Raw genomic sequence first — 26,518 nt, forward strand, 5'->3', positions numbered from 1 at the left:
TGGCCGAGCTGATCGCCCATGCGCGTGAGCATGAGCGGCTGATCTCTTCGGGGATTAAACCTGAACAACTCTCCAATACGCTGGATGTGCTGGACACCATAATCGCAAATCTGCGTAGCAGTCGTTAGCCATGTCTAAAGGTTGGTGGCGGTAATGCCGGTCTGATCGTGTGGAGGTGTGGCTGATTTTGTCTTAGGCATTCGGCTAGGTATGATGCACCGGCTCAGATAGGCGTAGCTACCATTGGGAAGCATCCATTGTCCGATCGTATGTCCCGAGCGTAGCGAAAAGAGAAAAGTGCAGGCATCCGCGATTTCATGCGCCTCGCGCTAGGTGCTGGCAAAGGCGGCTGGCGACTAGCCTGTTCGATGGTGATGTGACAGGTGCAGTATCTCGGACTGTTCGGATGCAGCCAAAATGATCTTCAGCCCCCTGCGCCCGGTGAGGCAAGCGCATCTCTGGCCTGCTGGCGGTGGCGCAGGATTGCGGTGTGCAGGCGCTCGGCCAGTGGCGACAGGGGTTGGCGACGCATATGCAGCAGGTAATAGGGCGGAACCGGGGGGATACCGTGGATATTCAGCGTTGACAGACCTGCGTTGATCGGAGGTCCGGTCAGCAGGTCCGTGACCTCGGTCGGGACTGGCGCGATGGCGTCGGATTGTGCCAGATAGGCGATGGTGAACAGCAAAGATGCGGAATGGATGACGTTGCGCGGCTCGGGCAGGCCAAGGGCAGCAAAGGATTGCAGGGTCGCCTCGCGGATGGGAGCGCCGCGCGGCTGCATGATCCATTCGCCGTCCAGAATTTCGGTCAGGGTGACGCGTTCGGCGCGGGTCAACGGATGCCCGGCGCGGATCAGCAAGCCGACGCGCTCGCCTTGCATTGGGGTAATGGCGAAATCGCGTGTGTCGTATTCGGGCAAAATACGCCCAATGGCCAGGTCGATCTGTCCGGCCCGCAACTGCTCCAGCAGGTCGCGGGTTGGCAGAACCTGAGCATCAATATCGGCAGCCGGGGATTCCGCCTTGATTTCGCGCAGGGCGCTGACCAGAAAGCTGATCGCCGGGCCGGTGACGGCACCGATCCGCACCATACCTGCAAAACCGCCATGCAGCGCCGCAACATAGCTGCGCAGGCGGTCCAGCTCATACAGGATGACCGCGCTGCGACGCAGGACAAGGCGGCCGGCCTCGGTCGGCTCCAGCCCTTTGGGCTGGCGCAGAAACAGCGGCATCCCCATCGCTTTTTCGATTTCGGCCAGCATTCGCGATGCGGCGGGCTGGGTTATGGCGCAGTTTTCAGCGGCCAGTTGCAGTTTTCTGGCGCTGACCTGACCTTGATGCGCGGCGAGGAAACGCAAATCGCCGGTTTTCTGGCGGCGCGGCCCGATTTTGACGGTGTGTTATGCCTGCCCGGCACGCACACGAAATGGGTGCGCATTTCTGCCGGGGAAATCTGTCATTTCCAGACCGTGATGACAGGCGAAGTTTTTGCTCTGTTGTCCACGCAATCGGTGCTGCGGCATTCTCTGGCGGCGGGGTCGGTGCAGATAGGGGCTGGTTTTGATGCGGCGGTGGCAGAAGCGCTCAGCCAGCCGCATCGGGTCTGGGCGCGGCTGTTTCGCTTGCGTACGGCAGGGCTGGTTGGACAGAGTGATCCGGGAGGGGCGCTGGCATGGCTGTCGGGTACGCTGATCGGGCTGGATTTGGGCGCGGCGCGGCCATATTGGCTGGGGCTGCCGATTGCGTTGATCGGCAGCCCATACTTGACCGCGCTTTATGCTGCTGCGCTGGCGGGGCAAGGCGCAGTCTCCGAAAGCATCGATTCCGCTGAGTTGACCCGCGCCGGCCTTTTGGCTGCATGGCGCAAGTATGAGGAAACCGCATGACCCGTCCCATTATCGCCATCCTGCGCGGCATTACCCCGCCCGAGGCCGTCGCTACTGCCCGCGCCCTGATCGGCGCAGGCATCACGCTGATTGAGGTGCCGCTGAACTCTCCCGATGCGCTGGACAGTATCGCGCAGATGATTGTGGCCTGTGGGGATCGGGCGCAGATCGGAGCGGGAACGGTGCTGCGCGTGGATCAGGTGGCGCAAGTTGCTGATCTAGGCGGGCGGCTGATCGTGTCGCCGAACTGCGCCCCCGATGTGATCCGGGCGACGCGGACGGCGGGGCTGTCCAGCTATCCCGGCATCATGACCCCGACCGAGGCTTTCGCCGCACTGGACGCCCGGGCTACGGCACTGAAATTGTTCCCCGGCGAGTTGATCGGGCCAACCGGGCTGCGCGCCATGCGGGCGGTTCTGCCGCCGGGCACGGGTTGTTATGCGGTAGGCGGGGTGGATGCACAGACCCTGCCCGAATGGCGCGCAGCGGGGGCGGCGGGCATCGGCGTTGGTTCAGCCCTGTATCGGCCTAGTGATGATGCGGCCACGGTCGCAACCCGTGCGGCCGAGATAGTGGCACTGTGGGATCGAGGCGCGGCGGGGTGAACCGGTGATCACCCCCTAAACAGCCCCGCCAGTGCGGCGCGGGCCTGGTCCAGCGTGTCGCGGAACTGGCCCAGCGGGCTGTCGTGCGGCTGTGTTCCGCCCATCAGATACAGCGCCAGCAGCAGTGCCAGCAGGGCCAGTGCGGTGGTGAAACCGGCGGCATAGCGGCTGGCGGCTGGCGTTGTCGTCTGGGCTTGTGGGGCGGCTTGGGGGGAAGCGGCGGCGGTTGGGCCGGCAAGGATTGCGGCGGCCGGGGGAACCAGCGTTGCGGCAAGCTGATCGGCGTCGGGCAGGGTGTTGGGTCGCACCCGATGAATCGGGCGGTGGATGGGGGTCGGTTCCGGCGTGGTGTCGGTCGCAGCGGGCTGCGATGTGATGCTGGTCTGTGTGACGCTTGGTTGCGAGGGGGCCGGGCGCGGGGTTTCGGCCGGGGCTGACTGTGGCGTGGTGGCCTCGGTCGCGGCTTCGGTCGCGGAGGAGCCGGGGGCGGAGACGTCGGGGGCAGTGATAATGGTGGTTGCGGGCCAGTCGTCGCTGTCGTCGGGGTTGGCGTCCTCGGCATCCTCATCGACATAGACTTGCGGCAGGGCGATGGCTGCGGTTTCCTGCGCCTGTTCCTGTTCCTGTTCCTGCGTGGCTTCCGGTTCGGTTGTCCGAGCGGCGAGATCAGCCTGTGCCTCGGCGGCGCGGGCAGCCTGTTCGCGCTCGGCCTCCTCGCGCAGGATGTTCAGGACGGCGGCGCTGAGAGGGCGGCTCAGCGGGGTTGCGCTTGCCTCTGGCAGCGGTTTGGGCAGTGCCTTGACCGGCGCAATCAGCGGCTGGCCCGGTTGGTGCCAGACGTGGTTGCAACTGGAACATTCGACATCGCGCCCGGCAGCGGGCAGCAGCGCCGCGTCGATTTCATATTGCGCACCGCAGCGTGGGCAGATCAGCCGCATCCTGTGCCTGTCCTTTCCGTGTTCCCGCCGTTTCCTGCGGGTTCCGCTTTTTGCTTTCTGGTCTTCGCCTTTGGCTTGTTCTATCAACGGCCCGGCCCGCTTCCAAGTGCGGCAGAAAAAGGAGTTGTGCGTGATCGAGATGCAGGGGGCCGCTTTCGGTTATCGTGGCGGCGGAGAATTGCTGTCGGATATGACGCTGGAACTGGCGCGCGGCTCGTTCCACTTTCTGACCGGGCCGTCTGGTGCGGGGAAAACCACCTTTCTGCGCATGTGCTATGTTGACCTGCTGCCGACGATTGGCAGCGTCAGCCTGTTCGGGCAGGATGTCACCACCCTGTCGCGCGACGGCATTGCCGACCTGCGTCGCCGGGTGGGGGTGTTGCATCAGGATACGCAGTTTCTGGACCACCTGCCGGTGGCGGAAAACATCGCTTTGCCGCTGACGGTGACGGGGCAGCCGCTGGACCTCGAATCACTGCGCGACCTGCTGGCGTGGGTCGGGCTGACCGCCCATGCCCGTGCCATGCCGCCATCCCTGTCGGGTGGCGAGCGCCAGCGGGCGGCACTGGCCCGCGCGGTGATCCTGTCGCCGGATGTGATCCTGTGCGACGAACCGACGGGGAATCTGGATTGGGAAATGTCCATGCGTCTGGTGCAATTGCTGGTCGAGCTGAACCGCAGTGGCAAGACGGTGCTGGTTGCCACCCATGACCTGAACCTGATCCGTGCGACCAAGCAACAGGTGCAGGCGCGGGTGCTGCGGATCGCGGACAAGCGCGTGCGGCTGGCGGGGGCGGATCTATGATCGGGCGGTTCAGGGATATGCGCGGGCTGGATGTGGCGGGGCTGTGGCGCAGCCTGTTCCGGCGTGATGCCGCGATGGCGGACCGGATCGTGCCGCCCACGGGTCACACCGCCAGCCTGACCATGCTGACCGCCGGGGCGATGGCCTTTCTGGCGGTGTTTGCGCTGGCGCTGTCGCTGGCGTCGGGGCGGCTGGCGGCGCGCTGGTCGGATGCGCTGGCCAATACGGTGACGGTGCGGATTTCGGCCCCCGCCGATCAGTTGGACAGCCAGACCACCACCGCGATGGAGGTCTTGCGCACCACGCCCGGCATTGCCGCCGTCAAGCTGCTGTCCGATGCCGAGATGCAGGACTTGCTGAAACCGTGGTTCGGCCCGGATGTGCCGATTGACGCGCTGCCGATCCCGCGCCTGATCGAAGTCACCGAAACCGGGCAGGGCTTCGACGCCGACGGGTTGCGGCTGCGGCTTTCGACCGAAGCACCGGGCGCGGTGCTGGATGATCATACCCGCTGGCGCAAACCGCTGATCTCGGCGGCGTCGCGGCTGCGGATCATGGGCTGGCTGTCGCTGCTGCTGATTACCGGCGCGGCAGCGGGCATGATTACGCTGGCGGCGCAATCCTCGCTGGCGGCGAACGGGCAGGTGATCCGGGTGCTGCGCCTGATCGGAGCGCGGGATTCGACCATCGCCACGGCTTTTGTGCGCCGCTTTACCCGCCGCGCTGCGCTTGGCGCGGCGGCGGGGACCGTGCTGGGGGTGCTGGCGATTGCAGCGCTGCCACGCATGGATCAGGCGGGCGGGTTCCTGACCGGGCTGGGCTTTCAGGGCTGGGGCTGGCTGGTGCCGGTGCTTATCCCGCTGATTGCGGCGCTGGTCGGTTTTTTCGCCACCCGCTATGCTGCCCTGCGGTTGCTGCAAGAGGTGCGCTGATATGGCTGAACGTGATCCTTATGTTCCGGGGCCGGCCGGCCCGCTGATCTGGGTCTGGATCAAGGCGATCAGCTATTACGTTCATGTCGCGCTGGCGACGCTGGTGCATGGCAGCATCGGTTTGCCGCGGGCGCTGATCTGGGGCCGTGCAGGGGCGCAGGCTGTGGCGACGGGCTGGATCGCCTATATGCTGCGGGCCGCGCGGTGGCATTTCGGTGTGCGCTATGAAATCCGTGGTACGCCGCCTTCGGGCGACGTGATCGTTGCAGCCAAGCATCAGAGTTTCCTTGACATTCTGGCCATCGCCCAGGCCTGCCCACAGCGGGCCTTCGTGATGAAAAAGCAGATCATGCGTGTGCCGATCATGGGCTGGTTCGCCAGGAAAGTCGGCTCGGTGCCGATCGACCGCACACGCGGGGCTTCGGCCCGCTCCGCGATTGTCGAGGCGGTTCGGCAGGCTATGCCGCAGGGGCTGGGCCAGCTTATCATCTATCCCGAAGGCACCCGCACCCGCCCCGGTGAAAAGCGCCCCTATAAGGGTGGCGCGGGGATGCTTTACAGCGAAACCGGGCTGCCCTGTCAGCCGGTTGCGACCAATGCCGGGATGTTCTGGCCGAAAGAGGGCATCCGTATCCGCCCCGGCATCGCGGTGATCGAGTTTCTGGACCCCATCCCCGCCGGCCTGCCCGAAACTGAGCTGATGGAGCGCCTGCCGCACGTGATCGAAGGCGCATCCGACGCGCTGATGGCGCGGGCGGGGCTGTGATGCGCTGGTTGACGAACTGGACGGGTGAAGATTGATCGCCAGCCCGGACCGGCGGCATGTTCCTGCGCCAGTTTTGCCTAAAATGGTGATGTGCCGCGCATGATTTTTATGGCGTAACCTTGGGCGGTTTCCAACGCGCCTATGTGTCGTGTCGATCCGTTCCCCCTGTGCTGAGGAACGGGGGAAGTCACCCCTGACCGCTGTGCAGATGTTTGCCGCAGGGCATGGGCGTGGGGACAGTGTGGAACGGTGATCGGGTAAGTCCCCGCGCGGCTGAAACCTTGTGGCGGTTACGCCCCGTCAAAACCATAGGCGCGGGTGACGCGGGCGATGCGGATGCGATAGCTGGCATACCATTTCTGACGGCCAAGCTGCTGTGCTGCCAGATGGTCCACGTCACGTTTCCATGCCTGGATGCTGGCCTCGTCCGCCCAAAAGGAATTGGTGATCCCGAAGCCTTCGGCGTCCCGTGCCGATTCTGCTCCAAGATAGCCCGGCTGCTGTGCCGCCAGTTCCGCCATGCGGTCGGCCATTTCAGCATAGCCCTGATCGCCTTCACGCCGTTGTGACGCAAAGGTCACGACGAAATAGGGTGCTTCTGGCAGGGTGGCGAAACGGTCTGAGGCCATCGGCAGGCACCTTTGTGCAGGGTTATCGGGCGCTGGTGCAGCCGTTCAGATCGTGTCGTGTGGCGCAGGGGCGTTCCGGAACAATGGCCCGGCAGCTTTTACGCCGCCAGCCCTTTGCTGCCCATGTCCAGAAACTTTTGCCGCCGGTCCTTGATAAGTGCGGCGGGCTTCATGCCCTTCATCTCGTCCAGCATGGCGGCGATTTCCTGACCCACGGCGGCGATGGCCTGATCCGGGCCGCGTTGTGCGCCGCCCTTGGGTTCGGTGATGATGCGGTCGATAACGCCCAGTTTCTTCAGGTCTTGCGCGGTCAGGCGCAGTGCGGTTGCGGCCTCGCGCATTTTCTCGGCGTCTTTCCACAAGATGCTGGCGCAGCCCTCGGGTGAGATCACCGAATAGACCGAATGTTCCAGCATCGCCACACGGTTGGCGGTCGCAAAGGCCACCGCCCCGCCCGAGCCGCCCTCACCGATAATCACCGAGACCAGCGGCACGCCGATTTCAAGGCATTTCTGCGTCGAGCGGGCGATGGCCTCGGACTGGCCGCGTTCCTCGGCACCTTTGCCGGGATAGGCGCCCGGCGTGTCGATCAGCGTCACCACCGGCAGGCCGAACCGATGCGCCATATCCATCAGGCGGATGGCCTTGCGATAACCCTCGGGGCGGGCCATGCCGAAATTGTGGTGGATGCGGGATTTGGTGTCATGGCCCTTTTCATGGCCGATCACCACCACCGGCGCGTCGTTGAACCGCGCCAGCCCACCCATGACCGCGTGATCGTCGCCAAAGGCGCGATCCCCGGCAAGGGGGGTGTATTCGGTGAACAGCGCATTGATATAGGCCCCGCAATGCGGGCGATCCGGGTGGCGGGCGACCTGAGTTTTCCGCCATGGGGTCAGGCTGGAATACAGTTCGGTCAGCATTTCGGCCGCCTTTTTGTCCAGCGCGGCGGCCTCTTTTTCCAGATCAACGCCTTCGCCCTGACGGGCCATGGCGCGAAGCTCCTCGGCCTTGCCTTCCAGATCGGCCAGCGGCTTTTCAAAGTCGAGATAGGTCATCGGAACCCCTTTACCGGATGTTGCCGCCTATATGCGCGTGCCGGGGCCGAAATGCAACGCCGCGTCAGGTCAACCGTTCAGGGTGTGCGTAAAGATCGAACCCATCGGCCCGCAGCCGCCCGATCAGCGTGATTCCGGCGGCTTTTGCCCATTCCAGCCCCATGCGCGTGGGCGCACCCGCCCCCGCCAGCACCGGCACGCCAATGCGGGCGCATTTCTGCACCAGATCGACCGACAGACGGCTGCTGATAACCACCACCGCGCGGGTCGGGTCCGTGCCGTCACGCAGAGCGGCACCCGCCAGCTTATCCAGTGCGTTGTGCCGGCCCACGTCTTCGCGCAGCAGGGCGGGGCCGTCGGGACGCCACAGGCAGGCCCCATGAATCGCCGGGGTTTTCAGCCGCAGCACTTGGCCCTGTTCCAGCGCGGCAAAGCCCGCCAGAAGTTCGGCGGGCGTCAGGGTCAGGTCGCTGGCGACAGGCACCACATCGGGCAGGGCTTGCTCCAGACTGTCCACGCCGCACAGCCCACAGCCGACCGGGGCCGCCGCTGCCCGCCGCCCCGCCGCCCGCACGGCAAGGCCGGGGCGCAGCCACAGCCGCGCTTCCCACGCGGGGCGGCCCTGAACCGAGACCTGCGCCGCCTCGAACCCGGTGATGTCGGCGGGGTCGTCGATCAGCCGCTCGGTCACGGCAAAGCCGGTGGCGAAATCCTGTAAATCCTGCGGCGTGGCCATCAGAACGGCCTGCGCCACCCCGTCCAGAACGATAGCCACGGGGGATTCATCAGGCGGGGGCGGGGGCATATCCGCAACCCAACCACCGTTGCGCCATCTGCGGGCTGTCATATCCATTTGCCGGGCCTTGTCGTCATTCTGCTGGCGGGCAGCATAGCGCCGGTCGGGACTGCTGATAAGAGGGGGTCACTTGTGCCGCGCTGCCGCTGTCCCTATCTGGGGCAGGTAACAAAAAGCTGAAAGCCCCGTATGAGTATTCGCGCCGTCATTGTTTTCCTGATCGTGATGGTGGTCATGGCCATTGTCGCCGGGCCAAAGTTCCGCCGTGTCATGGCGCGTCTGCTGGGGCTTGATCGCTTTGGTCGTTGATCTTGCGCTGATCGCCGCCGGGCTGGTGCTGCTGGTCGCTGGGGGCGAGTTTCTGGTCCGTGGCGCGGTGGCGCTGGCGCTGCGGCTGGGGATCACGCCGCTGGTCGTCGGGCTGACGGTAGTGGCTTTTGGCACCTCTGCGCCGGAAATGATCGTCTCGGTCTCGGCCGCGCTGAAGGGGGCCACCGATCTGGCAATGGGCAACGTCGTGGGATCCAACATTGCCAATGTGCTGGTGATTTTGGGCGTTTCCGCGCTGATTGCGCCGATTGTGACCCGTGGACATGACCTGCGGGAAAGCTGGTGGATGATGGTCGGGGCCTCGGTCCTGCTGATTGCGCTGGCGCTGATCGGGCCGCTGGGTCTGGTGGCGGGACTGGTGCTGCTGGCCGGGCTGGGCATGACCTTGTGGCGGCAGCTTTCGACGGCGGGCGCAGATGACACCGATTTGCCCGAAGGCACCGGGCTGGCACCGTGGCGCAATGTGGCGATCTGGTTGGCCATCGGGCTGATTTCGCTGCCCATCGGAGCGCATCTGCTGGTGCAGGGGGCGACCGACATCGCCCGTGCCTTTGGCGTCAGCGAGGCGGTGATCGGGCTGACGTTGGTGGCCGTAGGAACCTCGCTGCCAGAGCTTGCGGCCTCGGTCATGGCGGCGCTGCGGGGGCGGTCGGATCTGGCGCTGGGCAATGTGGTTGGGTCGAATATCTTTAACATTCTGTGCATTCTGGGCATTACCGCGCTGATCAAGCCGATGCCTGTGCCGGAACAGATGCTGCGGCTGGATTTCTGGGTGATGCTGGCGGCGGCGCTGATCCTGTGGCCGTTCCTGTTCCGGGGGCAGACCATTGGCCGTGCTGCGGGGGTGGCGATGGTGGCCGCTTATGCTGCCTATGTCGTGGTGCTGCTGAAATGACGGTCGCGCTGGTCACGGGCGCGGCGCGGCGGCTGGGCCGGGCGATGGCGCTGTATCTGGCGGGCCGCGGCTATGATCTGGCGGTGCATTACGACCGTTCCGCTGATGAGGCCGAGGCCACCGCCGCTGACGCCCGCGCCATGGGAGTCCGGGCGCAGGCGTTTCAGGCCGACCTGTTGGACGATGATGCCACGCAGGCGTTGTTTATCCGGGCGCAGGCCATGGGTCGGGTGACGGTGCTGGTCAATAACGCCTCGATCTTTGAATATGACAGCATCACCAGCGCCAGCGCGGAAAGCTGGCACCGGCATATGCAGTCAAACCTGCGCGCGCCGTTCCTGCTGACGCAGGCGATGGCCGCGCAGGGTTTACAGCCCGCAAGCGACGGTGAGCCTCTGGCCGCCGGGCTGATCGTGAATATGGTCGATCAGCGGGTGCTGAAACCCACGCCCGAGTTTATGACCTACTCGCTGGCTAAGCAGGCGCTTTGGGCGTTGACCCGGACCAGCGCACAGGCACTGGCCCCGGCGATCCGCGTCAACGCCATTGGTCCCGGCCCGACGCTGCAAGGGGCGCGGCAGACGCAGGATCATTTCGACCGCCAGCGGGCGGCGACGATTTTGCAACGTGGCGCGAACCCTGATGACGTGACTGCCGCGCTTGGGTTTTTGCTGGATGCCAAAGCCGTCACCGGGCAGTTGATCTGCGTGGACGGAGGTCAGCATCTTGGCTGGCGCACCCCGGACATATTGGGCGAATCCTGACCTCGCCGCAGCCTTGCCCGCGTCAAGTTGTCCACTTCCCGCTGTAGGGTAACAAAAGCGTCACGATTCTTGCACGAAAATCAGTGGGTTGCGACAGGGAAGTTAAAAAAATATTCAAAAACAATGACTTGAAAAGCTGCCTAAAAAACAGGCAGATCACGAAGGAGCCCATGAATCGCCAGCCGAGCCATGTGCTGCCACAGCCCATCCACAAACTTATCCACAGATTCTGTGGGCATATAAACCCTTGAACCAACCCGCCCGGCATGGCAGCGGGGCGGGGGAATCACTATCTTGCGGACATGACCCAGAAACCCAAAACCGGACAGGCGCTGATTGCCGATTATCTGAAGGTGCTGGACGGCTCGCCCGGCGTCTATCGTATGCTTGGGGCCATGGGTGAGGTGCTGTATGTCGGCAAGGCCCGCAATCTGCGGGCGCGGGTGTCGAACTATGCCCGCGGGCATGGCCATACGGCGCGGATCGCGCGGATGATCCGCGAAACCCATTCGATGATGTTCCTGACCACGCGCACCGAGACCGAGGCGCTGCTGCTGGAACAGAACCTTATCAAGCAGTTGAAGCCGCGCTATAACGTGCTGCTGCGTGACGACAAAAGTTTCCCGAATATTCTGGTTGCCAAGGGCCATCCCTTTGCGCAGATCAAGAAACACCGGGGCGCCAAGACCGAAAAGGGCGACTATTACGGCCCCTTTGCCAGCGCGGGGGCGGTGAACCGCACGCTGAACCAGCTTCAGCGGGTGTTTCTGCTGCGGAACTGCACCGATTCGATGTTCGAAAGCCGCAGTCGGCCGTGCCTTTTGTATCAGATCAAGCGGTGCAGCGGGCCTTGCGTGGGCAAGATCTCGGAACCCGATTATCGTGCGCTGGTCGCGGATGCCGAGCTGTTCCTGCAAGGCAAGACCACAACGATTCAGGCCGATCTTGCCGCGCAGATGGCCGAGGCCGCCGAGGCGATGGAATATGAACGCGCTGCCGCCTTGCGCGACCGGATCAAGGCGCTGACGGCGGTGCAGTCGGTGCAGGCGATCAACCCCAAGGCCGTGCCTGAGGCCGATATTGTGGCGCTGCATATGGAAAACGGGCTGGCCTGCGTGCAGGTGTTCTTTATCCGCGCGAACCAGTCATGGGGCAACCGCGACTTTTATCCCAAACTGAACGGTGCCGAATCCGCCGATGAGGTGATGGAGGCGTTTCTGGCGCAGTTCTATGACGGCAAGATTCCGCCCCGGCTGATCCTGTTGTCGCATGAGATCGAGGATATGGACCTGATGGTGGAGCTGTTGTCCGAACGTGCCGGGCGGCGGGTGGATATCACTGTCCCGCAGCGTGGGGAAAAGGCCGATCTGGTCGAGAACGCCCTGCGCAATGCCCGCGAAAGCCTGGCCCGCCGCATGTCCGAAAGCGCCGCACAGGCCCGGCTGCTGGAGGGGCTGGCCGAAGCCTTCGATCTGGATGGCCCGCCGCGCCGGATCGAGGTTTACGACAACAGCCATATTCAGGGGACCAATGCCGTTGGCGGCATGATCGTGGCGGGGCCGGAGGGGTTCCTGAAAAGCCAGTATCGCAAGTTCAACATCAAAGGCACCGAGATCACCCCCGGCGATGATTTCGGCATGATGCGCGAGGTGCTGACCCGCCGTTTTTCCCGCTTGCTCAAGGAAGACCCCGATCGCCAGACCGAGGCATGGCCCGACCTGCTGCTGATCGACGGCGGCGCGGGGCAGGTCTCGGCCGTGGCGGAAATCATGGAGGATATGGGGGTTGAGGACATCCCCATGCTTGGCGTCGCCAAAGGTGAGGACCGTGACCACGGAAAAGAGGAGTTCCACCGTCCCGCCAGTCAAGGCAGGGGGCGTCCCTTTGCGCTGCGGATGAATGACCCGGTGCTGTATTTCATCCAGCGTTTGCGGGACGAGGCCCACCGCTTTGCCATCGGCACCCACCGCGCCAAGCGGACCAAGGCCGCGCTGACCAACCCGCTGGATGAGATCGCCGGCATCGGCCCGACCCGTAAACGCGCCCTGCTGCTGCATTTTGGCAGCGCCAAGGCCGTCAGCCGTGCGGGCCTTGCCGATCTGCAAGCCGTGGACGGCATCAGCGACGCTATGGCGCAGGTTATTTACGATCATTTCAACGCCCGGGGTTAGGCGGCGCAGGTTTTCCTGCGGTCCATAATTCCCATTTGTCGCAATTGTTTGCGTGGGTTTCTTGCGATCATCGGCCATTCCCCGCCGGTTCTGTCCGGTGCCGTTCGCGGGGCGTTGCGCTTCATGCCCGGCGGGGCTTTGATGCTGCGATGTTCCGGGTGGTTGCCCGCAGGTAAAGAGGTTCGCGGTGCGGGTGATTTTGGGGATAGATGCGGCATGGTCAGCCCACCATGACAGCGGCGTGGCCTTGGCGACCGAGACCGCTTCGGGCTGGCGGCTGATTGCGGTGGCCCCATCCTATGCCGCATTTCTGGACCAGCCGCCCGGCGCAGGCCCGGCGCTTGCCGGGCAGCTTCTGGACCGGGCAGCGGAGCTGGCCGGGGCACCGGTGTCGCTGGTGACGGTGGATATGCCGCTGTCGCGTCAACCGATCACCGCGCGGCGGGTGGCCGATAACAGCCTGTCGCAGATTTACGGCGGGCGCGGTGCAGGCACGCATAGCCCGACGCCTCAGCAGCCGGGGCAGGTTTCGACCGATCTGCGCGGCGGTTTCGCGGCGCGGGGCTATCACCTGAAAACCGCCGGGCAGGATGGCAGGCTGGCCGAGGTTTATCCCCACCCGGCGCTGATCGAATATCTGGGGGTTGATTACCGGCTGCCCTATAAGCAGGGGAACCTGCAAAAATATTGGCCAGCCTTGTCGGCGGCAGAGCGTCATGCCCAATTGCGCAATGTCTGGGCGCAGATCGTCACGGCCTTGCAGTCGCATTTGCACGGTGCCGCTGACCTGCTGCCCGTCCCTGATCCGGCGGCGCGCGGCAAGGCGCTGAAGGCTTATGAGGACATGCTGGACGCTGCAATCTGTGCCGTCGTCGGAGTCTCGATCTTGCGGGGCGAGGCGGCACCTTATGGTGATGCGGATGCGGCGATCTGGGTGCCTCTTGTCGGGGCGGGGACGGTTATGTCAGACATAGATTCCATGATCCGATCTATTGACCATATCGTTCTGACTGTGCGCGACATTGACGCGGCCTGCGCCTTTTATGCGCGGGTGCTGGACCTGCCGGTGGTGTCTTTTGGCAACCGCCGTGCCTTGCAGGTGGGCGACCAGAAAATCAACCTGCAAACACTGGGGCAGGAGACCCGCAACCATGCCGCCATCGGCTGCGGTGATGTCTGCCTGATAACCGACTGGACGCCTGCGCAGGTGCTGGACCGGCTGACCGCGCGGGGCGTCGCAGTGGTCGAAGGTCCGGTCGCCAAGACCGGGGCGCAGGGGCCGATCACCTCGATCTATTTCAATGACCCCGACGGCAACCTGATCGAGATTGCCAGTTATCATTAAGCGGGCTTTCCCTTTGCCCGGCAGGTGGTTAATCTGTCGCGCATGAGATGGACAATCCCCAATATCCTGACCGTATTCAGGCTGGTTGCCGCGCCCTTGGTGCCGGTGATGTTCCTGTATTTCTCGCGCCCTTGGGCGGATTTCGCGGCGCTGACGATCTTTATTCTGGCGGCGGTGACGGATTGGTTCGACGGCCAGCTTGCGCGGGCATGGAATCAGGTCAGCCGTTTCGGTGCGGCGATGGACCCGATTGCGGATAAGGCGATGGTGGTCATCGCCGTTGTGGTCATTACCGGCTATTCGGGGATGAACCCGTGGCTGATCCTGCCCGTAACCGTGATCCTGTTCCGTGAAGTGTTCGTCTCGGGCTTGCGCGAATATCTGGGGGCGGACGCGGGCAAACTTCAGGTCACGAAACTGGCCAAGTGGAAAACCACCGCGCAGATGGTCGCCATCGCGGTGTTGTTTCTTGGCACCGGGCTGGCCTATGTCGAGCAGGGCCGCCCGCCGCTTTTGGGCGAGGGGCGGCTGCCTTGGGGCACCGGCTGGTCCGATATTGCGACGGGGTTTGGTCTGTTGCTGATCTGGATTGCGGCGCTGCTGACCGCAATCACCGGCTGGGATTATTTCCAGAAATCCATGCCTTACCTGCGGGATCACCATGAAGATTGATGTGCTGTATTTCGCATGGCTGCGTGAACGCATCGGGCAGGCCTCTGAAACGGTCCAGACACAGGCTGCAACGGTTGCCGATCTGGTCGCGGAACTGGCCGGTCGGGACGATCGCTATGCTGCGGCTTTTGCCGATATGGGCGCGATCCGGGTGGCGGTGGATCAGGAGCTTGTCGCGCTGGATGCGCCTCTGACCGATGCCCGTGAGGTCGCCTTTTTCCCGCCAATGACGGGCGGCTAGGCGATGTCGGCGCGGGTCCAGAGCGAACCTTTTGATCTGGCCGCAGAGCTGCGCGGCTTTGGTGCAGGCGCGGGGGCGGTCGTGACCTTTACCGGCGTGGTCCGCGACGATACCGGCCAGATGCAGGCGCTGGAGCTGGAACATTACCCCGGCATGACCGAAACCCAGCTTGCCCGCTTTGGTGCGGCGGCGGCGGAACGCTTTGCCCTGTTGGATTGGCGGATCGTGCATCGGGTTGGCCGTTTGGCGGTGGGTGAACCCATTATGATGGTTGCCACGGCTGCCCGCCATCGCAAGGCGGCCTTTGACGGTGCGGAATATCTGATGGACTGGCTGAAATCCCGCGCCCCTTTCTGGAAGCGCGAGATCGGCCCGGATGGTGCCGGCGCGTGGGTCGAGGCCAAAGACAGCGACGAAACCGAACTGACCCGTTGGTCGCGGTAAACCGGCCTATCTTTTGTCCCCAAATATCCCCGCCGGAGGCATCCGCCCTTTCGGTCAGTCCTGCCGTCCGAAAATGGCCACCTGACGGCCCAACAGCATAAAGGCGCGGGCGCTGCGGGTGCCGGTCAGCGCGGCCAGCGCCGGATCGTCCAGTTCCGGTGCGATACGGGTCAGCATCCGGTCGAAATGGCGCAGGAAGTGATGCGCCGTGTCGCGGAAAATCTCGTCATTGCGCAGCATTGCGGCAATTTCATCCTGCGCCAGATCGTCGTCGATCGCGGCCAGCGACAGGATGTCGCCGCCGCGTTCCCCCGCTGCGAAGCGCCGCCAGAGTGCGGGTTCGCTGGTGTCCGTGGGAAGGTCATCCATAAAGATGCCCCGCCCGGCCAGCAGCGTGACCACATCCTGCGCGGCGCGCAGCAGCCGGGCGTGGTCGGGGTCGCGCAGGGCCAGACGCAGGGCGGCAATGGCGGCGCGATCCTCGGGGCCGTCGGGAAAGTTCAGCGCCAGCACCAGTTGCCGGGGGCTGACCGAGGTTTCCGGCTGCGGCGGTTGTAGGCTCATGCTGGCCTGCCGGGAATCTGCGGGTGGTGCCGGGCGCGGGGCGGGCGCAGCGGCAGCGGTAGATGCAGGGGCAGAGCGGGGCGCGGGTTGCTGAACGGGCACCGGCTGCATCGCAGGCCGGGCTGGAACAACCGCTGCGCCTGCCGGGGTAGCACCCCCAGGCCCGCGGGTTGCCAGTTGCAGCCGCAGTTCGGCGGCCTCATCGCGCAGCGTGGCGATGGCGCGGGCCAGCCCGACGGCCAGCCAGATCAGCACCAGCGGCAGCGCCACACCAATCAGCGTGGCCAGCCGCGCCAGACCGCTTTGTGGCGCGCCTTCGGGGCCAAGCAGCCAGAACGCCAGCACCATCAGCAGCCACACGCCGCTGACGGCTGCCCCGATCAGCGTCGCGGCATCGCGCTGGTCGTCCGGCCAGCGCATCGGTCAGATATAGCGGATGGCAAGGATCTCGTAAGCCTTGCCGCCGCCGGGGGTGACGACCTCTACGCTGTCGCCCTCATCCTTGCCGATCAGCGCCCGTGCCAGCGGGCTGCGCAGGTTCAGCAAGCCGCGCTCCAGATCGGCTTCGGCCTCACCGACGATCTGAAAGGTCTTTTTTTCGTCCGTGTCCTCATCGACCAGATCGACGGTGGCACCGAACTTCACGCTGCCCGACAGCTTGGTCGGGTCGATCACCTCGGCACGGGAAATCAGCGCCTCCAGCTCTTTGATGCGGCCTTCGATATGGCTCTGTTTTTCGCGGGCAGCGTGATATTCGGCGTTTTCCGACAGGTCGCCATGCTCGCGCGCCTCTGCGATCTCGCGGATCACGGCGGGGCGGTCCTCCGCCTTCAGGCGACGCAATTCGGCGTCCAGACGGTCGAAACCCGCCCGCGTCATCGGTATCTTTTCCATTCGGTGCCTCTCTTTGGGCGCGTCTGATGCGTGGCCGAACGCCCCCGTCATTTCCTGACGAGGGCGCCCGCGTAAACCGGCAGCATCGTGACCCGAAGGCCGGGTGGATTGCAAGACCTTGTGCGACCGGAGCGGCTGTTTCCCGCCAGTTGCGCCCGTGGCGTCACAATTGTGCCAGCGGGATTTTCAGGCTAACGCTTACGCAAACGGGTCGCAGCGAGGGAGGCCACAGCCATGACCGACGAAAGCCAGATCGAACGCGAGGCGATGGAATATGATGTCGTGATCGTCGGGGGCGGTCCTGCCGGGCTGTCGGCGGCGATCCGGTTAAAGCAGATCAACCCGGAATTGTCGGTGGTGGTGCTGGAAAAGGGGTCCGAGGTCGGGGCGCATATCCTGTCCGGCGCGGTTCTGGACCCGGTGGGGCTGGACAAGCTGATCCCCGACTGGCGCGAAAAGGGTGCGCCGGTGGAGACCGAGGTTCACCGCGACAATTTCTATGTGTTGGGTGAGGGCGGGCAGGTTCGCGTCCCCAACTGGCCGATGCCGCCCCTGATGTCGAATCATGGCAAATATGTGGTCAGCATGGGCAACGTCTGTCGCTGGCTGGCCGAACAGGCCGAGGCGCTGGAGGTCGAGATTTTCCCCGGCATGGCCGCAAGTCAGCTTGTGTGGGACGGCAACCGTGTGGCCGGTGTCGTCGCGGGCGAGTTCGGGCGCGAGGCTGACGGCAGCATCGGCGAGGCTTACGAACCCGGCATGGAGCTGCGCGGCAAATATGTGATGCTGGCCGAAGGTGTGCGTGGCAGCCTGTCCAAGCAGGTGATGGCGCATTTCGACCTGTCGGCGGGGCATGAGCCGCAAAAGTTCGGCCTTGGCATGAAGGAAATCTGGGAGGTGGACCCGGCAAAGGTCAATCCCGGCACCGTGACGCATACGATGGGCTGGCCGCTTGGCAAGAACGCGGGCGGCGGCGGGTTCATCTATCACTTGGACGAACGCACGGTTCTGGTCGGTTTCGTGGTTCACCTGAATTATCAGAACCCGCATCTGTTCCCCTATATGGAGTTCCAGCGCTGGAAGCATCATCCGCTGGTCGCGGAGCTGCTGGAAGGGGGCAAGCGCATCGCCTATGGCGCCCGCGCGATCAGCGAAGGCGGCTGGCAGTCGATCCCGAAAGTGGCCTTCCCCGGCGGGGTGTTGCTGGGGTGCAGCGCCGGACTGGTGAACGTGCCGCGCATCAAGGGCAACCATAACGCCATGCTGTCCGGCATCGCCGCCGCCGAGGCCGCTGCCGCCGCTATTGCCGAGGGCCGCGAAGGGGACGAGCTGACCGCCTATGAGGATGACCTGCGCTCTGGCCCGATTGCGCGTGACCTGAAACCCGTGCGCAACGTCAAGCCGCTGTGGTCGCGTTTTGGTCTGGTCGGCGGGCTGGCGCTGGGCGGGTTCGATATGTGGGTCGCCAACCTGCTGAAGTTCAACCTGTTCGGCACGCTGAAACACGGCAAAACTGACGCGCAGGCAACCGGCAAGGCCAAGGATTTCGCGCCGATCGCCTATCCCAAACCGGATGGCAAGCTGTCCTTTGACCGGCTGACCAATGTGTCGTTCAGCTTTACCAACCACGAGGAAAGCCAGCCCTGCCACTTGAAACTGGCCGATCCCGACCTGCCGATCCGCGTCAACCTGCCCGAATATGATGAACCGGCGCAGCGTTATTGTCCGGCGGGTGTCTATGAGGTGGTGCGCGACGGCGACCAGCCGCGCTTTGTCATCAACTTCCAGAACTGCGTGCATTGCAAGACCTGCGACATCAAAGACCCGTTGCAGAACATCAACTGGACCACGCCGCAGGGGGGCGATGGGCCGAATTACCCGAATATGTGATCGCGCAGATGTGAAACGGCGGGCGCGGGTGGCGTTGCCCCCGCGCCCGCCTGCCATTAGGGTTAGGCGAATTGGCCGCTTTGGTCCAAAGGTTACAGGCAGGAAGGCGCAAACGTGAACCGCACTCTGACCGCATTTGTGGTGCTGGCCCTGATGGCTGGTCCCGCGCTGTCGCAACAAGGCCAGCCGGTTGACGATACGCCCCCGGTGCCGCGCCCGGACCACCTGACGCCCTCGCGCAGCGCGGCGGAACCCAGGGCGGAACCTGTGGCGGAGCCGCTGCCTGCCTTTGTGCCGATGACGAAACTCGCCGGTCCCTATCTGGCCGCGCGTCAGGCCGCATCCGACGCCAATTTCACCGAGGCCGCGCGCTGGTTTCAGGCTGCGATGCAAGCCGATCCGTCAGATGTTTTCCTGCGCGACAGTGCGCTTGTGGCGCTGGTGTCGCTTGGGAATATGGATCAGGCAGTGGCTCTGGCCGGGCAAATGGCCAATGACGATCAGGCATCCGAGCTGTCGAAGCTGATTCAGCGGGCCGGGCTGGCCAAGGCAGGCGACTGGCAGGCGCTGATCGACGCGCTTGGTCCGCTGCCGCGGCGGCCACAGCCTCAGGAGCTGATGGATGGCATGATCCGCGCCTGGGCCGAGTTCGGGGCCGGTCGCGCCAGCGATGCGAATGAGCAATTCCGCAGTCTGGGCCGTATCTCGGGCGCGCGGGGGATGGCGGATTACCAGCTTGCCCTGATTGCCGCACTGGTGGGTGATTATGAGGGTGCCGAGGCGCTGCTGTCAGAGTCTTCGGTCGGTGCGAACCTGCTGTCCATCACGGCGCGTGCGCAGATTCTGTCGCAGCTTGATCGGGATGCTGATGCGGTCAATCTGCTGGACAACCTGCCCGGCGCGGATGCCGAACCTCAGTTGGAGACGATGAAAACCCGGTTGCAAGCGGGTGAAACCATCCCCTTCACCGTGGTGCGGACCGCGCAGGACGGGATCGCACAGGTGTTTCTGACCTTTGCCTCGGTTCTGGCCGACAGCGAGGCCCCGGACCCTCTGGCGCTGATCCATGCGCGGCTGGCGGTCTGGCTGTCGCCCGAGCTTGGCGATGCCCGTATCGTGACCGCGCAGCTTTTGCAGGCGGCGGGTCAATTCGATCTGGCCGAGGCGGAATATGCGGTGCTGCGTCAGCAGGGCGAGGTGCGCCCGATTGCTGAAATGGCCCGGATCGACGCGCTGACCAATGCGGGCCGGATGGATGACGCCGAAGGTGCCGCGCGTGCGCTGGCCGAAACGCATCCCGAAATGGCTGCCGCATGGATCAACTTTGGCGACATCCTGCGGGCGCAAAAGAAATATGATGAGGCGATCACCGCCTATGATAAGTCGCTGGAGCTGCTGCCCGCTGATCGTCAGGACCGCTGGTTCCCGCTTTACGCCCGCGGCATTGCCGAAGAACGCGCGGGCCGTTTCCCGGCGGCGGAACGCGATATGCGGGCGGCGTTGGAATTGCAGCCCGATCACCCGCAGATCCTGAACTATCTGGGTTACAGTTGGATCGACCGGAACGAAAATCTGGATGAGGCGCTGGATTTCATCAAGCGTGCGGTCGATGCGCGGCCTGATGATGGCTATATTCTCGATTCGCTGGCATGGGCCTATTACCGGCTGGGCCGCTATGACGAGGCCGTTGCGCCGATGGAACGCGCGGTGACGCTGATGGCTGCCGACCCGCTGGTGAATGATCATATGGGCGATATTTACTGGATGGTTGGCCGTAAGCGCGAGGCCGTGGTGCAATGGCGCCGTGCCTTGTCGCTGAACCCCGAGACCGAAGCCGAAGCTGTGCGTATCCGCGACAAGCTGGATCGCGGACTTGATGCGGTGCTGGCCGATGAGGCCGCGAATGGCGGCGGGCCGGACCGGGTTCATAATGCCGTTGATCTGTTCCATAGTCAGCCAGAGTCTGCGCCGAATGGTGGTAACTGAAACTGCCCGCGCCAAGATCAACCTGACACTGCATGTCACCGGACAGCGGGCGGATGGTTATCACCTGCTGGATTCGCTGGTGGTCTTTGCGGAATATGGCGATGTGCTGACGCTGAGACCGGGGGCGGGGCTGACGATCACCGGCCCCTTTGCCGCCGGGCTGGACGCCGGGCCGGGCAATTTGTGCCTGCGGGCGCTGGCGCTGACGGGGGCGGAACGTGCGATCACGCTGGACAAGCGGCTGCCGGTGGCCTCGGGGATCGGCGGTGGCTCGGCTGATGCGGCGGCGGTGCTGCGGGGCTTGGGCTATACGGGACCGGATGCGCTGACGCTGGGTGCGGATGTGCCGGTCTGTGTGGCCTCGATCCCCGCCCGGATGCGCGGCGTGGGCGAGGTGCTGGAGGCGCTGCCTAACATGCCCGCACTGCCGATGCTGTTGGTTAATCCCGGCGTGGGGGTGTCCACCCCGGCTGTTTTCAAGGCGCTGAAAAGCCGTGATAATCCACCGATGCCCGCGCTGCCTGCCGCTTGGGACGGGCCGGTGCTGATTGCCTATGCTCGCGCCTGCCGTAATGATCTGGAACCGCCCGCGTTGACGCTGGTGCCAGAGGTTGGCGCGGTGCTGGCGGCCTTGCGTGGGCAGGGGGCGGATCTGGCGCGGATGTCGGGGTCGGGGGCGACCTGTTTCGGGCTGTTTCTGGACGATGCCGCCTGTGCGGCAGCGGGGCGTGCCATTGCGCAGGCGCATCCCGGCTGGTGGGTGCAGGCGACACGCATCGCAACTGGCGCAAACCCCGCTGAGGGGCTAGTCTGACCGCGTAACGGAAAGGGCGTAAGATGCTGCGACTCGGGGTGAATATCGACCATGTGGCGACGATCCGTAACGCGCGGGGGGCGCCTTGGCCTGATCCTTTGCGTGCCGCGCAATTGGCCGAAGAGGCGGGTGCCGATGGTATTACCGCCCATCTGCGCGAGGATCGACGGCATATCTCGGACGCGGATATAGACGCGCTGATGGCGAACCTGCGCCTGCCGCTGAACCTTGAAATGGCGGCGACCGATGAGATGCAGGCCATCGCCCTGCGTCACCGCCCCCATGCCGTCTGCATCGTCCCCGAGCGGCGCGAGGAGCGCACGACCGAAGGCGGGCTGAACGTCGCCGGTGACGAAGCGCGGCTGGCCGATTTCATCGCGCCGCTGCGCGAGGCCGGTTGCCGGGTGTCGCTGTTCATCGGCCATGAACCCGCGCAGATTCAGGCTGCCGCTCGCATCGGTGCGGCCGTGGTAGAGCTGCACACCGGCCATTATTGCGACCTTGGCATTGCGGGCGACACGGAGGGCGTCGCGGCGGAACTGGCCGCGCTGCAAGCCGGTGCCGCGCTGGCCGACAGTCTGGGGCTGGAGGTCCACGCAGGCCACGGTCTGACCTATGATAACGTCGGCCCTGTCGCGGCCATCCCGCAACTGGCAGAACTGAATATCGGTCATTTCCTGATCGGAGAGGCGATCTTTACCGGCCTGCCCGAAGCGATCCGCGAAATGCGGCGCTGCATGGAGACAGCGCGGTGAAATGGCTGGCAATTCTGGCTGCGCTGACTGGCCCGGCGGCGGCGCAATCGGTGGGGCCTTGCGGAGAATGGGCGGCGGCGGAAAATATCGCTGAACCGTGGGAGGACAACACCGACACCTTTGCCAATGGTGCGGTGCGGGTGGCGCTGCTGGATGTGGGCGAACCGGCGCTGGCGGCGGAACATCTGCTGATCCTGTCGCCGCCCTTTGATCTGCGGCAAATGCGGCGGTGTCGGGTAGTCTCGGCGGTAGTCGCGCCCGAAGGCGGCTGGCCCTCGGGGTTCTTCCGCATGGATTTCGCCGGGCGCAAGGCCAGCTATGATCCGGCAACCGGGCTAAAACTGGTGATTCCCGTGGCCTTGCCCGAGGATTCCACCGATGGCGTGGTGGCAGACGGCTTTTCCCGAACCCTGACCGTGACCATCCCGATGAACAGTGACATCAGCGCAAGGCTGGTCCCGTGATCCTCGGTATCGGCTCGGACCTGTGCAATATTGACCGTATTGCGGATGTGCTGGACCGCCACGGCGACCGCTTTCGCAACCGCGTCTTTACCGATAACGAGTTGGCCCGCGCCCGGTCCCGTGCGCATGAGGCCGCGACGCTGGCGAAACGCTGGGCTGCGAAAGAAGCGTGCAGCAAGGCGCTCGGCACCGGGCTGCGCATGGGTATTGCGTGGCGTGATATGGCGGTCAGCAATCTGGAAACGGGTCAGCCGGTCATGGCGCTGACCGGATGGGCCGCGCAGCGCTTGGCGCAAATGACCCCGCCCGGACATCGCGCGGTGGTGCATGTGACGCTGACCGACGATCACCCCTGGGCGCAGGCTTTCGTCGTGATCGACGCGCAGCTTGACACCGACCCCCACGCGGGACCATGAAGCCCGCAATCGCAGCAAAGGAACCGCTATGGCCAGCAAGACCAAAAAGAAAGAAGGCATCTGGGAAACGATCAAGACTGTTTTCTGGGCGCTGGTCATTGCCGGGCTGTTCCGTACGCTGTTCTTTCAGCCGTTCTGGATTCCCTCGGGCAGCATGAAAGACACGCTGCTGGTCGGGGATTTTCTGTTCGTGAACAAGATGGCCTATGGTTATGGTGCGGTCTCCTGCCCGTTCAGCGTCTGCCCGATCCCGGACCGCATCCTTGGCTCGGAACCTGAACGGGGCGATGTGGTGGTGTTCCGCCATCCGGTGCAGGGTGTCGATTTCATCAAGCGTGTGGTCGGCCTGCCCGGCGACCGGATCCAGATGCGCGATGGCGTGCTGTGGATCAACGGGGCTGAGGCTCCGCAGACCCCGGACGGCATCTTTACCGAACCGTTCGAGCAGCAAGGCCCCGGCGGCGAATGGCCGCGCTGTGCCAATAACCCGCAGCCGGGCGGTGTGTGCGAGGTGCCGCGCTTTACCGAAACCCTGCCCAACGGCCGCAGCCATGACGTGCTGAACATCACCGACGATTGGGTATCCGACAACACGCCCGAGTTCACCGTCCCCGAGGGCCAGTATTTCTTCGTTGGCGATAACCGCGATAATTCGATGGATTCGCGCTTTGCGCCGCAGGCAGGGGGCGTGGGCTTTGTCCCGGCGAAATACCTGATCGGGCGGGCCGACCGGATCATCTTTTCTTCGGCCGGCGCGTCCCTGCTGTATTTCTGGACATGGCGCGGCGACCGCTTTTTCAAGGCGGTGCATTGAAGATCGGGGCGGACATCGCGGCGTTTCAGCGCCGCCTTGGGCATGATTTCGCCCGGCCTGAGCTGCTGCTGCGGGCGCTGACCCATGGTTCCATCGCCACGCCGACCCGGCCCGATAATCAGCGGCTGGAGTTTTTAGGCGACCGTGTGCTTGGTCTGGTGATGGCCGAAGCATTGTTCGCCGCTGACCGGCAGGCCAGCGAAGGCCAGCTTGCGCCGCGCTATAACGCGCTGGTCCGGGGCGAGACCTGCGCTGCCGTCGCGCGGGAAATCGGCCTTGGCGATGTGCTGAAACTGGGCCGTTCAGAAATGCTGTCGGGCGGGCGTCGTAAGGACGCCCTGCTGGCCGACGCAATGGAGGCGGTTCTGGCCGCGATCTATCTGGATGCGGGCTTTGCGGTGGCGCGGGCGGTGGTGCTGAACCTGTGGGGCGACCGGCTGGACAGTGTGGAACAAGACGCCCGCGACGCCAAGACCGCTCTGCAAGAATGGGCGCAGGCGCAGGGCATGGCCCCGCCGCGTTATGAGGTGACAGGCCGCAGCGGACCGGACCACGCGCCGGTCTTTGAAATCACCGTGCGGCTGGCGGATGGGCAAAGCGCCTCGGCCAGCGGCTCGGGAACCAAGCGGGGCGTGGAACAGGCCGCTGCCCGCGCCATGCTGGACAAGGTGACAGAATGAAGGTGACAGAATGACTGAGACCCGCGCCGGATTTGTCGCCCTGATCGGGGAACCTAATGCCGGGAAATCCACCCTGCTGAACCATATGGTCGGGGCCAAGGTCAGCATCGTGACCCATAAGGTCCAGACCACCCGCGCCCGTATCCGCGGCATTGCGATGGCGGGCGACAGTCAGCTTGTTTTTGTCGATACGCCCGGCATTTTCCGCCCGCGCCGCCGTCTGGACCGCTCGATGGTCGCCGCCGCATGGGGCGGTGCCGCCGATGCCGATGTCGTCGTGCTGCTGATCGAGGCGCATCGCGGGCTGACCGATGGTGTCGCCGCGATCATCAACGCCCTGCGCGAACGTGCGGGCGAACGCCCCGTGGCGCTGGCGATCAACAAGATCGACCGGGTTCAGGCCCCGGATCTGCTGGCCCTGTCCAAACAGATGAACGCCGCCTATCCCTTTGTGCAAACCTTTATGATCTCGGCCGAAAAGGGCTATGGCTGCGACGATTTGCGCGACTGGCTGGCGCAGGCGGTGCCGCCCGGCCCGTGGCTTTATCCCGAAGATCAGATCGCGGATCTGCCTATGCGCCAGATCGCGGCGGAAATCACCCGTGAAAAGGCCCTGCTGCGTTTGCACGAGGAAATCCCCTATCAACTGACCGTCGAAACCGAAAACTGGGAAGACCGCCCCGACGGTTCCGCCCGGATCGAACAGGTGATTTTTGTCAGCCGCCCCGGTCACAAGGGCATCGTCCTTGGTCATAAGGGCGAGACGGTGAAAGCCATCGGTCAGGCCGCCCGCGTCGAACTGGCCGAGTTTCTGGGCCGCCCCGTCCACCTGTTCCTGACCGTCAGTGTCCGTGAGAACTGGCAGAACGAGGCCGAACGGTTCGAGAATATCGGTCTCGATTTCCGCGACGGCGATTGACCATGGCCACGCGGCTGGCCACCGGCATCTGGGTTTCGGCCCTGCTGCATCGGCTGGATGCGGATGCGGTCGGGGCCTATGTGGTCCGGCGCGGTGACGATACGGCGGGGTCGGTACTGCTGATCCACGACCGCCGCGATGGCTCGGCGGCGCTTTGGGTGCGGGAATATGACATGGATACCGATGCGCAGGTCTGGCGCATAACGCAGGAAGGCCCTCGCGCCGAGATCGAGGCCGCCGCCGCCCGTCAGCGCAGCTTTGACCCTGACCTGTGGCTGATCGAGGTCGAGGCAGACCCTTCGGCCTATCTGATCTGATGGACTGGCGCGGGCAGGGAACGGTGCTTGGCCGCGCCCGGCATGGCGAACATGCGGTAATCCTGCGCGTGCTGACCCGCGATCAGGGGCTTCTGGCGGGGATTGTGCCGGGTGGTGCATCGGGCAAACGCGCGGCGATGATGCAGCCGGGCCATGTGCTGTCCCTGCACTGGCGGGCGCGGGTTGAGGGCCAGCTTGGCACCTTTGCCGCCGAACCCCTGCGCCCCCGTGCCGCAATTCTGGCCGATGGCGATGCGCTGGCGGCGCTGAATGCGGTCTGCGCCCTGCTGCTTTACGCTCTGCCCGAAGCCGACCCGCATCCTGCCCTGACCGACCGGACCGAGGCCCTGCTTGATGCCGCAGATGCGGGCGAAGACTGGCGCGACGCTTATCTGCGCTGGGAGCTTGCGCTGCTGGAGGATCTTGGCCTTGGTCTCGATCTGAGCGCCTGCGCCGTGACCGGGGCGCGGCAAGGGCTGGCCTATGTCAGCCCCCGCACGGGCCGCGCCGTCAGTGCCGCAGCGGCGGGCGACTGGGCGCCGCGCCTGCTGCCGCTGCCGCCGATGCTGGGCGGACAGGGCAACGGCGGGTTGGCGCAGGGCTTGGCGCTGACCGGGCATTTTCTGGAAACCCGGCTGGCGGCGATGGTCGGGAAACCGTTGCCCGCCGCCCGCGCCCGGCTGGTTATGCGGCTTGGGCCTGATGGCTAAGGCCCAAACCATCTTT

30 protein-coding genes are annotated in these 26,518 nt (G+C 64.7%); 23 read left to right on the forward strand and 7 right to left on the reverse strand.

All coding sequences use genetic code 11. The annotated features are described in order from the left end of the window. Positions 1–424: 424 nt before the first annotated feature. Positions 425–1,360, reverse strand: coding sequence for a LysR family transcriptional regulator (locus tag Q4G24_RS00985; RefSeq protein WP_303364629.1), 936 nt, complete (start codon positions 1,358–1,360; stop codon positions 425–427). On the opposite strand from Q4G24_RS00985, the gene Q4G24_RS00990 reads away from it, so the two are divergent. Further along, positions 1,340–1,888: a 2-dehydro-3-deoxygalactonokinase gene (locus Q4G24_RS00990; protein WP_303364630.1), complete on the forward strand. Its 549-nt coding sequence runs from the start codon at positions 1,340–1,342 to the stop codon at positions 1,886–1,888. The genes Q4G24_RS00985 and Q4G24_RS00990 overlap by 21 nt on opposite strands. Continuing rightward, positions 1,885–2,493, forward strand: coding sequence for a 2-dehydro-3-deoxy-6-phosphogalactonate aldolase (locus tag Q4G24_RS00995; RefSeq protein ID WP_303364631.1), 609 nt, complete (start codon positions 1,885–1,887; stop codon positions 2,491–2,493). Before Q4G24_RS00990 ends, Q4G24_RS00995 begins: the two co-directional genes overlap by 4 nt. Before the next feature lie 8 nt (positions 2,494–2,501). On the opposite strand, the gene Q4G24_RS01000 is transcribed toward Q4G24_RS00995, so the two are convergent. Further along, on the reverse strand, positions 2,502–3,431 hold the full coding sequence (locus Q4G24_RS01000; protein ID WP_303364632.1) for a zinc-ribbon domain-containing protein: 930 nt from the start codon (positions 3,429–3,431) through the stop codon (positions 2,502–2,504). 130 nt (positions 3,432–3,561) lie between these two features. On the opposite strand from Q4G24_RS01000, the gene Q4G24_RS01005 reads away from it, so the two are divergent. From Q4G24_RS01005 to Q4G24_RS01015, 3 genes are read left to right on the forward strand one after another with little or no spacing between them, the layout of a single operon-like run. After that, positions 3,562–4,236: a cell division ATP-binding protein FtsE gene (locus tag Q4G24_RS01005; protein WP_303364633.1), complete on the forward strand. Its 675-nt coding sequence runs from the start codon at positions 3,562–3,564 to the stop codon at positions 4,234–4,236. Between the two features lie 17 nt (positions 4,237–4,253). After that, a complete protein-coding gene (locus Q4G24_RS01010) occupies positions 4,254–5,168 on the forward strand; it encodes an ABC transporter permease (RefSeq protein ID WP_303364812.1) in 915 nt (304 codons plus the stop codon). A 1-nt stretch (position 5,169) separates the two neighbouring features. Further along, entirely contained in the window at positions 5,170–5,934 is a 765-nt protein-coding gene (locus Q4G24_RS01015) for a 1-acyl-sn-glycerol-3-phosphate acyltransferase (RefSeq protein ID WP_303364634.1), read from the forward strand. A 290-nt stretch (positions 5,935–6,224) separates the two neighbouring features. Here the strand turns inward: Q4G24_RS01015 and Q4G24_RS01020 are convergent, their stop codons facing one another. From Q4G24_RS01020 to fdhD, 3 genes are all read right to left on the reverse strand, one after another. After that, complete coding sequence (locus tag Q4G24_RS01020; RefSeq protein ID WP_303364635.1) at positions 6,225–6,563, reverse strand: antibiotic biosynthesis monooxygenase; 339 nt, start codon at positions 6,561–6,563, stop codon at positions 6,225–6,227. A 98-nt stretch (positions 6,564–6,661) separates the two neighbouring features. After that, complete coding sequence (locus tag Q4G24_RS01025; RefSeq protein WP_303364636.1) at positions 6,662–7,621, reverse strand: acetyl-CoA carboxylase carboxyltransferase subunit alpha; 960 nt, start codon at positions 7,619–7,621, stop codon at positions 6,662–6,664. A gap of 64 nt (positions 7,622–7,685) precedes the next feature. Continuing rightward, positions 7,686–8,474 (reverse strand): formate dehydrogenase accessory sulfurtransferase FdhD, encoded by a 789-nt coding sequence (fdhD, locus tag Q4G24_RS01030; protein WP_303364637.1) that lies wholly within the window; start codon positions 8,472–8,474, stop codon positions 7,686–7,688. Positions 8,475–8,715: 241 nt separating this feature from the next. On the opposite strand from fdhD, the gene Q4G24_RS01035 reads away from it, so the two are divergent. From Q4G24_RS01035 to Q4G24_RS01065, 7 genes are all read left to right on the forward strand, one after another. Further along, positions 8,716–9,642 carry a calcium/sodium antiporter gene (locus Q4G24_RS01035; RefSeq protein WP_303364638.1) on the forward strand — a complete coding sequence of 309 codons (927 nt, stop codon included), beginning with the start codon at positions 8,716–8,718 and terminating at the stop codon, positions 9,640–9,642. Further along, on the forward strand, positions 9,639–10,406 hold the full coding sequence (locus tag Q4G24_RS01040) for an SDR family oxidoreductase (RefSeq protein WP_303364639.1): 768 nt from the start codon (positions 9,639–9,641) through the stop codon (positions 10,404–10,406). The genes Q4G24_RS01035 and Q4G24_RS01040 overlap by 4 nt, the downstream gene beginning before the upstream one ends. A 302-nt stretch (positions 10,407–10,708) precedes the next feature. After that, a complete protein-coding gene (gene uvrC / locus Q4G24_RS01045) occupies positions 10,709–12,577 on the forward strand; it encodes an excinuclease ABC subunit UvrC (protein WP_303364640.1) in 1,869 nt (622 codons plus the stop codon). A 187-nt stretch (positions 12,578–12,764) separates the two neighbouring features. After that, entirely contained in the window at positions 12,765–13,922 is a 1,158-nt protein-coding gene (locus tag Q4G24_RS01050) for a DUF429 domain-containing protein (protein WP_303364641.1), read from the forward strand. A gap of 42 nt (positions 13,923–13,964) precedes the next feature. Beyond that, positions 13,965–14,594, forward strand: a complete 630-nt coding sequence (pgsA, locus tag Q4G24_RS01055) for a CDP-diacylglycerol--glycerol-3-phosphate 3-phosphatidyltransferase (RefSeq protein WP_303364642.1) — start codon at positions 13,965–13,967, stop codon at positions 14,592–14,594. Continuing rightward, a complete protein-coding gene (gene moaD / locus Q4G24_RS01060) occupies positions 14,590–14,835 on the forward strand; it encodes a molybdopterin converting factor subunit 1 (RefSeq protein ID WP_303364813.1) in 246 nt (81 codons plus the stop codon). Before pgsA ends, moaD begins: the two co-directional genes overlap by 5 nt. Positions 14,836–14,838: 3 nt before the next feature. Beyond that, positions 14,839–15,279 (forward strand): molybdenum cofactor biosynthesis protein MoaE, encoded by a 441-nt coding sequence (locus Q4G24_RS01065; protein WP_303364643.1) that lies wholly within the window; start codon positions 14,839–14,841, stop codon positions 15,277–15,279. A gap of 54 nt (positions 15,280–15,333) precedes the next feature. On the opposite strand, the gene Q4G24_RS01070 is transcribed toward Q4G24_RS01065, so the two are convergent. Together Q4G24_RS01070 and greA are read right to left on the reverse strand one after the other, a co-directional pair. Continuing rightward, the gene (locus tag Q4G24_RS01070; protein ID WP_303364644.1) at positions 15,334–16,263 is read right to left on the reverse strand and encodes a hypothetical protein; all 930 of its coding nucleotides are present in this window, start codon (positions 16,261–16,263) and stop codon (positions 15,334–15,336) included. A gap of 3 nt (positions 16,264–16,266) precedes the next feature. Beyond that, positions 16,267–16,737, reverse strand: a complete 471-nt coding sequence (greA, locus tag Q4G24_RS01075; RefSeq protein WP_303364645.1) for a transcription elongation factor GreA — start codon at positions 16,735–16,737, stop codon at positions 16,267–16,269. A 234-nt stretch (positions 16,738–16,971) separates the two neighbouring features. Here greA and Q4G24_RS01080 point away from each other — a divergent pair, with 234 nt between their 5' ends. The 11 genes from Q4G24_RS01080 (at position 16,972) to recO (ending at position 26,502) form a co-directional block, all read left to right on the forward strand. Beyond that, positions 16,972–18,627: an electron transfer flavoprotein-ubiquinone oxidoreductase gene (locus Q4G24_RS01080; protein WP_303364646.1), complete on the forward strand. Its 1,656-nt coding sequence runs from the start codon at positions 16,972–16,974 to the stop codon at positions 18,625–18,627. A 114-nt stretch (positions 18,628–18,741) separates the two neighbouring features. Continuing rightward, positions 18,742–20,613 (forward strand): tetratricopeptide repeat protein, encoded by a 1,872-nt coding sequence (locus Q4G24_RS01085; RefSeq protein WP_303364647.1) that lies wholly within the window; start codon positions 18,742–18,744, stop codon positions 20,611–20,613. Beyond that, on the forward strand, positions 20,600–21,427 hold the full coding sequence (locus tag Q4G24_RS01090; protein WP_303364648.1) for a 4-(cytidine 5'-diphospho)-2-C-methyl-D-erythritol kinase: 828 nt from the start codon (positions 20,600–20,602) through the stop codon (positions 21,425–21,427). The genes Q4G24_RS01085 and Q4G24_RS01090 overlap by 14 nt, the downstream gene beginning before the upstream one ends. 23 nt (positions 21,428–21,450) lie before the next feature. Beyond that, complete coding sequence (locus tag Q4G24_RS01095) at positions 21,451–22,182, forward strand: pyridoxine 5'-phosphate synthase (RefSeq protein ID WP_303364649.1); 732 nt, start codon at positions 21,451–21,453, stop codon at positions 22,180–22,182. After that, positions 22,179–22,646, forward strand: a complete 468-nt coding sequence (locus Q4G24_RS01100; RefSeq protein ID WP_303364650.1) for a hypothetical protein — start codon at positions 22,179–22,181, stop codon at positions 22,644–22,646. Before Q4G24_RS01095 ends, Q4G24_RS01100 begins: the two co-directional genes overlap by 4 nt. After that, on the forward strand, positions 22,643–23,062 hold the full coding sequence (acpS, locus tag Q4G24_RS01105; protein WP_303364651.1) for a holo-ACP synthase: 420 nt from the start codon (positions 22,643–22,645) through the stop codon (positions 23,060–23,062). The genes Q4G24_RS01100 and acpS overlap by 4 nt, the downstream gene beginning before the upstream one ends. Positions 23,063–23,090: 28 nt before the next feature. Beyond that, positions 23,091–23,876 (forward strand): signal peptidase I, encoded by a 786-nt coding sequence (gene lepB / locus Q4G24_RS01110; RefSeq protein ID WP_303364652.1) that lies wholly within the window; start codon positions 23,091–23,093, stop codon positions 23,874–23,876. After that, entirely contained in the window at positions 23,873–24,556 is a 684-nt protein-coding gene (gene rnc / locus Q4G24_RS01115; protein WP_303364653.1) for a ribonuclease III, read from the forward strand. Before lepB ends, rnc begins: the two co-directional genes overlap by 4 nt. A 10-nt stretch (positions 24,557–24,566) precedes the next feature. After that, on the forward strand, positions 24,567–25,475 hold the full coding sequence (gene era / locus Q4G24_RS01120; RefSeq protein WP_303364654.1) for a GTPase Era: 909 nt from the start codon (positions 24,567–24,569) through the stop codon (positions 25,473–25,475). 2 nt (positions 25,476–25,477) lie between these two features. Further along, positions 25,478–25,792 (forward strand): DUF1491 family protein, encoded by a 315-nt coding sequence (locus Q4G24_RS01125; protein ID WP_303364655.1) that lies wholly within the window; start codon positions 25,478–25,480, stop codon positions 25,790–25,792. Next, positions 25,792–26,502, forward strand: a complete 711-nt coding sequence (recO, locus tag Q4G24_RS01130; RefSeq protein ID WP_303364656.1) for a DNA repair protein RecO — start codon at positions 25,792–25,794, stop codon at positions 26,500–26,502. Before Q4G24_RS01125 ends, recO begins: the two co-directional genes overlap by 1 nt. Positions 26,503–26,518 lie beyond the last annotated feature (16 nt).

The sequence above is a fragment of the Paracoccus sp. (in: a-proteobacteria) genome, from assembly GCF_030538695.1.
Lineage (GTDB): Bacteria > Pseudomonadota > Alphaproteobacteria > Rhodobacterales > Rhodobacteraceae > Paracoccus.

What these genes read in the sequence shown, in the direction of transcription:
- Q4G24_RS00990 (WP_303364630.1), top strand. Translation starts at nt 1,340, where the DNA reads ATGCGCGGCGAGGAAACGCAAATCGCCGGTTTTCTGGCGGCGCGGCCC.
- Q4G24_RS00995 (WP_303364631.1), top strand. Translation starts at nt 1,885, where the DNA reads ATGACCCGTCCCATTATCGCCATCCTGCGCGGCATTACCCCGCCCGAG.
- Q4G24_RS01000 (WP_303364632.1), bottom strand. Translation starts at nt 3,431, where the DNA reads ATGCGGCTGATCTGCCCACGCTGCGGTGCGCAATATGAAATCGACGCG.
- Q4G24_RS01010 (WP_303364812.1), top strand. Translation starts at nt 4,254, where the DNA reads ATGCGCGGGCTGGATGTGGCGGGGCTGTGGCGCAGCCTGTTCCGGCGT.
- Q4G24_RS01015 (WP_303364634.1), top strand. Translation starts at nt 5,170, where the DNA reads ATGGCTGAACGTGATCCTTATGTTCCGGGGCCGGCCGGCCCGCTGATC.
- Q4G24_RS01020 (WP_303364635.1), bottom strand. Translation starts at nt 6,563, where the DNA reads ATGGCCTCAGACCGTTTCGCCACCCTGCCAGAAGCACCCTATTTCGTC.
- Q4G24_RS01025 (WP_303364636.1), bottom strand. Translation starts at nt 7,621, where the DNA reads ATGACCTATCTCGACTTTGAAAAGCCGCTGGCCGATCTGGAAGGCAAG.
- fdhD (WP_303364637.1), bottom strand. Translation starts at nt 8,474, where the DNA reads ATGGATATGACAGCCCGCAGATGGCGCAACGGTGGTTGGGTTGCGGAT.
- Q4G24_RS01040 (WP_303364639.1), top strand. Translation starts at nt 9,639, where the DNA reads ATGACGGTCGCGCTGGTCACGGGCGCGGCGCGGCGGCTGGGCCGGGCG.
- uvrC (WP_303364640.1), top strand. Translation starts at nt 10,709, where the DNA reads ATGACCCAGAAACCCAAAACCGGACAGGCGCTGATTGCCGATTATCTG.
- pgsA (WP_303364642.1), top strand. Translation starts at nt 13,965, where the DNA reads ATGAGATGGACAATCCCCAATATCCTGACCGTATTCAGGCTGGTTGCC.
- Q4G24_RS01065 (WP_303364643.1), top strand. Translation starts at nt 14,839, where the DNA reads ATGTCGGCGCGGGTCCAGAGCGAACCTTTTGATCTGGCCGCAGAGCTG.
- Q4G24_RS01070 (WP_303364644.1), bottom strand. Translation starts at nt 16,263, where the DNA reads ATGCGCTGGCCGGACGACCAGCGCGATGCCGCGACGCTGATCGGGGCA.
- greA (WP_303364645.1), bottom strand. Translation starts at nt 16,737, where the DNA reads ATGGAAAAGATACCGATGACGCGGGCGGGTTTCGACCGTCTGGACGCC.
- Q4G24_RS01080 (WP_303364646.1), top strand. Translation starts at nt 16,972, where the DNA reads ATGACCGACGAAAGCCAGATCGAACGCGAGGCGATGGAATATGATGTC.
- Q4G24_RS01090 (WP_303364648.1), top strand. Translation starts at nt 20,600, where the DNA reads ATGGTGGTAACTGAAACTGCCCGCGCCAAGATCAACCTGACACTGCAT.
- Q4G24_RS01095 (WP_303364649.1), top strand. Translation starts at nt 21,451, where the DNA reads ATGCTGCGACTCGGGGTGAATATCGACCATGTGGCGACGATCCGTAAC.
- lepB (WP_303364652.1), top strand. Translation starts at nt 23,091, where the DNA reads ATGGCCAGCAAGACCAAAAAGAAAGAAGGCATCTGGGAAACGATCAAG.
- era (WP_303364654.1), top strand. Translation starts at nt 24,567, where the DNA reads ATGACTGAGACCCGCGCCGGATTTGTCGCCCTGATCGGGGAACCTAAT.
- Q4G24_RS01125 (WP_303364655.1), top strand. Translation starts at nt 25,478, where the DNA reads ATGGCCACGCGGCTGGCCACCGGCATCTGGGTTTCGGCCCTGCTGCAT.
- recO (WP_303364656.1), top strand. Translation starts at nt 25,792, where the DNA reads ATGGACTGGCGCGGGCAGGGAACGGTGCTTGGCCGCGCCCGGCATGGC.